Source organism: Campylobacter sp. P255 (assembly GCF_003627915.1).
GTDB lineage: Bacteria > Campylobacterota > Campylobacteria > Campylobacterales > Campylobacteraceae > Campylobacter_D.
The window spans coordinates 1-1,651 of record NZ_NREN01000025.1 but is presented as its reverse complement, the minus strand read 5'-3'; the positions used below and the strand labels follow the sequence as shown (position 1 = coordinate 1,651).

The following is a 1,651-nucleotide window of genomic DNA, read 5'->3' as shown; positions in this document are numbered from 1 at the left end:
CTACATCTTTAAATGGAGAATTTCTAGCACTCATCATTTTTTCATCTGCTAGAATAATCTCTTTATCAAATTCTTCACTTAGAAGTTCTTCTAGATCAGCAACCAAGCTAACTAGGGCTAGAGAGTCTAGACAACCTCCAAAACCATTGTATAGTTTTGTATTTTCGTTTGCTGTTTTTAGCTCCGGTATTTCATCTGATAAATTATTGAGTAGTTGTAATATATTTTTTTTGATGCTATTTTCCACGATAAGTCCTTTATTCTTAATTAAAAAATTATTTGAATTATGCCATAATTATTTTTTATTTAAGTTTAAAACTATGTATTTTTAATAGGATGTATTCGAATGAAAAAAAATATTGTATTAATTGGGGCTAGTAACTCAAGGGTTCCAGGAGGATTACAAGCCGGGCTAGATCATGAAGATGTAAATTTTTTTAACTTATCAATCGGAGGAACAACATCGTTACACAAGCTTTATTGCTTAAGAAGAAAAAAGAACCAAGAAATACTTAACAATGCTGACCTGATTATTATCGAATCTAACATTATGGATACATCTATTTTAAGCATATTGCATGTTGATTGTGTTTTAAATAATATATGTTATCTTTATGATGAATTAGTGACTTTAAGAAAGAAAATTCTTATTTTGTTTTTATTTGAACACAGAAGTATCAAAAGTAATCCCAATGCTTATATAGTTAATAATTTGCATAAATATAAAGCTAATGAATATGGTTTTAATATTATAGATGTAGATTCGTATATAAAAGAAAGAAATATTGATAAATTTTATATGCAGCCGGATCCATATCATATGATACCAGCTGTAATGTTTGATATTGGCAGAAACATTATCAAAAATGTTGATTCTATGATTTATCCATATAAAATAAAAGAAAAAACAAAAGATAGAAATCGATTTGAGACTATTGAATTGGATGATTTTAGTAATCTTTATTGTTATGAAAATAAAATTAATATGACAAGAGATTTGATTTATAAAGAAAAAACATTAACTTTAGATAAAGATGTTGCATTAGAAATATCTGATAGATTTATAGGTTATAGATTGATGGGAATGCATACTTTTAATAATTCCATAAGTAATTATGTAAAAGAGATTTCTGGAAGTGTTTATAAAAAACACTGCTTGAGTTATTCTAGCTTAGTTTTTGAAAATTCGAAAGTAAAACTTATTAAACCTTCTTGGGGATATAATTCTTTTGTAGATATAGCTACAAATTTTATAATAGAGAAGAATACAATTTTAAAATTTAATACCTTAAATAAATATTCTGAATTGTCATGGGAGGTTGGCAATTTTAAAAATTATATTAATACGCTTGATTTTAGTAGATTGGTATCTTTATTAGTAATGAAAGATGACAATCAAAAACATTGTATAGATTTTGATGAATTGAATAAAGAAGTGCTTGTAAATAGTAAGATTAATTTTAGTTATTTAATTCCCGATTTACAATTACTCAAAGATTCAATAGAAGAATATAATATTAGAATGGATCCAATTAAATTACAGCCTTTGCAAAATCAAATAAGTATACTAAACTCTACAATTTCTTCATTAGAACAAAATAAGATTCAATTATCTCAAGAAAAAGATAAAATTCAGCAAGATAATGCTAGT

General features: G+C 25.4%; 2 protein-coding genes. One reads left to right on the top strand and one right to left on the bottom strand.

Features of this window, described 5'->3' with window-relative positions; all coding sequences use genetic code 11:
• Nucleotides 1-247 (bottom strand): hypothetical protein (locus CKA54_RS07550; RefSeq protein ID WP_120760936.1); only part of this gene is annotated, 247 nt, incomplete at its 3' end.
• A gap of 99 nt (nt 248-346) precedes the next feature.
• On the opposite strand from CKA54_RS07550, the gene CKA54_RS07730 reads away from it, so the two are divergent.
• Nucleotides 347-1,651: SGNH/GDSL hydrolase family protein (locus CKA54_RS07730; protein WP_216361592.1), on the top strand; the 1,305-nt coding region annotated here is incomplete at its 3' end.